At 74.2% G+C, this 5,465-nt stretch carries 2 protein-coding genes and 1 pseudogene; 1 reads left to right on the top strand and 2 read right to left on the bottom strand.

What is annotated here, in order from left to right; genetic code table 11:
• Together HCN56_RS23125 and HCN56_RS23120 are read right to left on the bottom strand one after the other, a co-directional pair.
• A pseudogene (locus tag HCN56_RS23125) lies at positions 1-225 on the bottom strand (hypothetical protein); the annotation flags it as partial.
• Positions 226-497: 272 nt separating this feature from the next.
• Positions 498-1,721: a pyridoxal 5'-phosphate synthase gene (locus HCN56_RS23120; RefSeq protein WP_167974226.1), complete on the bottom strand. Its 1,224-nt coding sequence runs from the start codon at positions 1,719-1,721 to the stop codon at positions 498-500.
• Between the two features lie 432 nt (positions 1,722-2,153).
• On the opposite strand from HCN56_RS23120, the gene HCN56_RS23115 reads away from it, so the two are divergent.
• Complete coding sequence (locus tag HCN56_RS23115) at positions 2,154-5,276, top strand: ThuA domain-containing protein (protein ID WP_167974224.1); 3,123 nt, start codon at positions 2,154-2,156, stop codon at positions 5,274-5,276.
• Positions 5,277-5,465: the final 189 nt, after the last annotated feature.

Below are 5,465 nucleotides of genomic sequence, written 5' to 3'. Positions count from 1 at the left end.
GCGCGCGCCGGGCGCGGCCCGCTGCGGTCCGGGGGCCGGGCCGGGGCCGGTGAGCCGGTCCCACGTCGCGTCGGAGTGACCGGGGGTCAGCCGCCCGGCGTCGCGCCACTCGCGGACCAGCGTGGAGTACAGCGGCGTCCCGTCCGCCTGGCCGCTGCTCCAAGCCGGTTCGCGGGGCGGCGGCGGGGTGTACCAGCTGGTGGGGGTCCGTGCGTGTCGCACCATGCCGTGTGAACGAGCGGGACCGCGAGCAGGACACACGCGCCGGACGGCATGGCCCCGTCTGGGCGGCGCGCGACGGCGCGAAGATCACCCGCCACGGGCCGCCGCGCGCCCCCGCCACGGCGTCTCCACCGCAGCACCCCCACCATGGCGCGCCCCGACCTCCGCCGGGCGTCGCCGTCGGCACACCGGGGTGGCGGGGGCGCTGGGACGGCACGCCACGCATGGCGGCGGGGCGGCTGCGCCGACGCCGTCCGTGCGCAGCGGGGAAGTGGTCACGGCCAGAGACGGCGCCGTCGCCATTGGTCGCCGCTGCGGGTGTACTGCAACCGCTGGTGGAAGCGGTCGGGGCTGCCCTGCCAGAACTCGACCTCCCGGGCGTGGAGGGTGTAGACGGTGTGGCCGTCCGGTACGGCGTCGGGGGCGGCCGCCACGAGCTCTCGTGCGGCTGCGGCGGCCTCCCGGTAGGCCTCGTCGGAGGTGAGGGTCTCGGACTGGCGGCCGGTGTGGGCCGCGGTGCGGGCGGCGGGTGAGCGGGTGCGGAACTCCGCCGCCGCCTCGTCGCGGCCCCCCGCCGTCACCTCGCCGCGGACCCGGAGCTGGCGGTTCTGCTCCGGCCAGTGGAGCGTCAGCGCGGCTGCGGGACGGGCAGCGAGCTGGCGGCCCTTGGGGCTGCCGCGATCGGCGGCGAAGCTCCAGGCCGCGCCGTCCGCCGAGACGTCGCGGAGGACGAGAACGCGGGCGTCGGGGGTGCCGTCGCCGTCGACGGTCGCCAGCGTGGCGGCCTGGAGGGCGGCGACTCCGGCGTCCGCTGCTTCGCGCAGCCACCGCAGCACCAGCGGGCCGGGGTGGTCGGGCGCGTCCTGCCACGCCAGGGGCGGCGCCTCCCCGGCGGGGGCGGAGCGAGCCAGGAGCATGGCTGCGGGGCTGAGTTGGGCACGCGTCGTCAGGGTCGTCGCGCCGGGAGGCGCCGCGTGGGCTCCCAGTTCGGCCTCCAGCAGCCGTCGCGCCGGTGCGTTGCCGAGGTCGGTCGAGGCGAACAGCCGGCCGGCGCCGTCGGCACGGGCGAGGTCGCGGAGCGCCCGCACCACGGTGGTGCCGTGCCCGTGCCCGCGGTGGCGGCGGGCGAGCCACAGCCCCGCCTCGACCGTTCCGGCCTCGCCGGGCACGGGCGCGAGTCGGGCGGCCCCGATGACCTCGCCGCCCGGCCCCTCACCGTCCGCTCCCTCGCCGGCGGTGCTCTCGCCCGCCGGCCGCGACAGCAGGACCGCGAAGGTCCGTTGGCTGCCGCCGGGGGCGAGGGAGTGGTCGCGGTGCCAGGCCCGGAAGGCGTCGGCGCGGGCCGCGGTCCACTGCTGGGGCGGGGTCTCCGATGAGGGGTCGCCGGGGCCGGTGACCGGGCCGACCTCGGGTGGCGCGGCGTCCCCGACCGCCACGGCGACGAGCTGCTCCAGCAACGGCGCGTCCAGTGGGTGCAGTTCCACCCTGGGTCCGGGCATGACGGTTCCTCTCGGTCTGCGGGTCCGCTGTCCGACGGGGCCCGTCACCCCCGTGGGTTCCGGTGCGGGCGTGGCCAGTCTGACGGGCGGCGACCCGCGGCGCGCGCGCCGCCACACCCGTACCGCCTCGACGGTGCCCGATCGGCGTGCGGATCGGGCCGACCACCCCACACTGCAACCCTTCGCACACGAATGGTCGCCATGAGTGGCATTTTGTCAGGTGGGTGTGCAATTCACGGTTCGACATATGGACTTTCCCCGACCTCACTCCTACACATGGAAGTGACGTCGCAGCAACCGGCTTGTGCTCCCTGACCCCCACCTGAGGAGACTGCTGTGTCCCCACGCGCCTCACACGCCCCACGCGCTTCTTCCGCACCGCCCCCGGGCCCCTTCTCCCGGCGGGGCTCCCGAGCGGTACTCGCCTGTGCCGTGACCGCCGGCCTGCTGGCCGCCCCCGCCGCCGCCGGCGGACTCACCGCCGCCGCCCACCCGGGCGACGGCGACCAGGCGGACGTCTCCGTCCTGGTCTTCTCCAAGACGGCGGGCTTCCGCCACGACTCGATACCCGCCGGCATCGCCGCCGTCGAACAGCTCGGCGAGGACCACGGGTTCGAGGTCACCGCCACCGAGGACGCCTCGGTCTTCACCGACTCCGGGTTGGAGCCGTACGACGCGGTCGTGTGGCTGTCGACCACCGGCGACGTGCTCGACACCGACCAGCAGGCGGCGTTCGAGCGGTACATCCAGGGCGGTGGCGGCTACGCGGGAGTGCACGCGGCGTCCGACACCGAGTACGACTGGCCCTGGTACGGCGGCCTGGTCGGCTCGTACTTCGCGAGCCACCCCCACAACCAGGACGCGACGGTCGACATCGAGGACCACGACCACCCCTCCACCGCGCACCTCGACGACTCCTGGACCCGCTACGACGAGTGGTACAACTTCCAGGACAACCCGCGCGACGCGGTGCACGTCCTGGCCTCGCTCGACGAGTCCAGCTACGACCCCGGCAACGGCGCGATGGGCGACCACCCGATCGTCTGGTGCCAGGCGTACGACGGCGGCCGGTCCTGGTACACCGGCATGGGGCACACCCAGGAGTCCTACAGCGAGCCGGAGTTCGTCCAGCACCTCCTCGGCGGCATCGAGTACGCCGCCGGCCTGCACGGGGACGGCGTCTGCGGCGGCCAGGACGAGGAGGAGCCGGCCGGCACCTTCTCGGCGGTGACATTGGACGACACCACGAGCAACCCGATGGAGCTCGCCGTCACCGACGACGGGCGCGTCCTCTACATCGACCGCGGCGGCGCCGTCCGCCTGGTGCGCGCCAACGGCACGGTGACCACGGCGGGCGAGGTCGAGGTCTACACCGGCCAGGAGTACGGGCTGCTGGGCGTCGCACTGGACCCGGGGTTCGCCGACAACGGCCACCTGTACCTCTACTACTCCCCCGCGGGTGACGAGGCGGCCGACCGGGTCTCCCGGTTCACGCTGGACGGCGAGACCATCGCCGCCGACAGCGAGGCGGTCGTGCTGGAGATCGCGACGCAGCGGCAGCAGTGCTGCCACGCAGGTGGCGCGCTCCAGTTCGACGGCGACGGCAACCTGCTGATCGCCACCGGTGACATCACCAACCCGTTCGCCTCCGACGGGTACACCCCGATCGACGAGCGCGAGGGGCGCGAACTCTGGGACGCGCAGCGGACGTCGGCCAACTCGGCCAACCTGAACGGCAAGATCCTGCGTATCACCCCCACCGAGGACGGCGGCTACACGGTCCCGGAGGGCAACATGTTCGAGGCCGGTGAGGAGCACACCCGGGCCGAGATCTACGCGATGGGGTTCCGCAACCCGTTCCGTATCGGGCTCGACCCGCGCACCGACGCACTGCTGGTCGCCGACTACGGCCCGGACGCCGCCGCGGCGAACGACGCCCGCGGCCCGGACGGCCGCGTCGAGTGGAACATCGTCGACGCCCCGGGCTTCTACGGCTGGCCCTACTGCGTCGGCGACAACACCCCGTACGTCGACTACGACTTCGAGACCGGCACATCCGGTGAGACCTTCGACTGCACCGCGCCGGTCAACGACTCCCCCAACAACGACGGGGTGACCGAACTGCCGCCGGCCATCGCGGCCGAGCTGTGGATGGGCGCCGCGTCCTCCGGCGTGCCGGAGATCGGCAACAGCGGCGCTCCGATGACCAGCGGCGTCTACCTCTACGACGAGGAGCTGGAGTCGGACCGCAAGTGGCCCGCATCCTGGGACGGCAAGGCGGTGCTCGGCGACTGGAACAACGGCCGGCTGTTCGCCGTCGGTGTCGACGGCGGCGAGGTCGACGGGGTGGAACGCGCCCTGGAGGAGCTGTCGTTCAAGCGGCCGCACGCGCTGCGGTTCGGCCCGGACGGCGCGCTGTACGTCATCGACTGGGGCAGCGGCTTCGGCGGCGACAACACCGACTCCGGCGTCTACCGCGTCGACCACCGCGCCGGCGGCGGCTCCGCCCCGGTGGCGCGGCTCGACACCGACGTGACCTCCGGACCGCTGCCGCTGGAGGTCTCCTTCTCCGCCGTCCGTTCCGAGGACCCCGACGGCAGCGAACTGACCTACGCCTGGGACCTCGACGGCGACGGCACCACCGACGCCACCGACGCGGAGGTGACCCACACCTACACCGAGGCAGGGGTCCGCTCGGTGACGCTGACCGTGACGGACGCCGAGGGCGAGACGGCCGTCGCCGGCGTGGAGATCAACGCCGGCAACAGCGCTCCCGAGATCACCGTCGAGGCACCGCTGAACGGCGGGTTGTTCAGCTGGGGCGACACCATCGAGTACGAGGTGACCGTCACCGACGCCGAGGACGGCGAGATCGACTGCGAGCGGGTGATCACCCAGCCGGCGCTCGGCCACGACGAGCACGCCCACCCCTACGAGCAGTACCGCGGCTGCTCAGGCTCGTTCCCGCTGCCCGGCGACGAGGGTCACGTCGGCGCCGACATCTTCGGCGTCGTCACCGTCACCTACACCGACGAAGGCGCACCGGGCACCGCTCCGCTGACGACCCAGGAGGTCGTCGTGCTGCACACCAAGGACAAGGAGGCCGAGTTCCACACCGCCACCGGCCGGGTCTCCGACGGCGCCGGGGCCGACGAGCCCGGGGTCCGGACCGAGCCGACCACCGACACCGGCGGCGGGCTCAACATCGGGCACATCGCGGACGGCGACTGGTTCGGCTACGAGCCGATGAACCTCTCCGGCATCGACGCCGTGGAGCTGCGGGTCGCCTCCGCCGTCGAGGGCGGCACCGTCGAGATCCGGGTCGGCGACCCCGAGGGCGAGCTGATCGGGTCGGTCGAGGTCGCCGGCACCGGCGGCTGGCAGGAGTGGGAGACCGTCACCGCAGAGATCGGGGACCACGAGCCCGACGGCGGGGTCTGGTTCGTCACCCGCCGACCGGACGGCAGCGACAACACCGGCGGCCTGCTGAACGTCAACTGGCTGCGGTTCCAGGGGCAGGGCGTCACCGCCCCCGAGCCGGCCGGCGTGGGCTGAGCCGGCGCCGCCGGGCCGGGGACGCCCCGGCCCGGCGGCAGCGGCCACCGCACGACGCGAGCCCGTCGTTCCGTCCTCGGACGGGAACGACGGGCTCGCGTCGTGTGCGCCGGGGGCGGGTGTGACCGGCTGAGGTCCACGCCCGGGGCCCGGCACAGGCAGGGCGGCGGCACAGGCAGGGCGCCGGCA

Origin of the sequence: Streptomyces lonarensis (assembly GCF_012033735.1) — a bacterium.
Taxonomy (GTDB): domain Bacteria; phylum Actinomycetota; class Actinomycetes; order Streptomycetales; family Streptomycetaceae; genus Streptomyces; species Streptomyces lonarensis.
The sequence above is the reverse complement of the archived record's forward strand: the minus strand, read 5'-3'. Positions and strand labels throughout refer to the sequence as shown.